Source organism: Bradyrhizobium sp. Kon10, from assembly GCF_055807395.1.
The window spans coordinates 1-251 of the sequence record NZ_JBVVOZ010000316.1 but is presented as its reverse complement, the minus strand read 5'-3'; the positions used below and the strand labels follow the sequence as shown (position 1 = coordinate 251).

The following is a 251-nucleotide window of genomic DNA, read 5'->3' as shown; positions in this document are numbered from 1 at the left end:
CCGTGCTGGTCGCGCTCGACGCCGGCCGCGAGGAAATCCATGCAGCACTTTACGACGAAGCATCCGTTTTGATTTACGGTCCCGCGGTGACCACGCTTTCGCAAGCCGCCGCCATGGCGGTGGATAGGTCTCCGGTTATGGCCGGCACGGCGACATCGCAAATTGTCGCTTCGGTCGGGCGCGCCTTCGACATCGGCCCGACAAACGCCACTGCGGATATCGCAATCTATGCCCGGCTGGCCGCTACCAAG

1 pseudogene is annotated in these 251 nt (G+C 63.3%); it reads left to right on the top strand.

The features are described 5' to 3' along the window. Nucleotides 1–251, top strand: a pseudogene (locus AC0L2O_RS37185) (tRNA (adenosine(37)-N6)-threonylcarbamoyltransferase complex dimerization subunit type 1 TsaB); the annotation flags it as partial.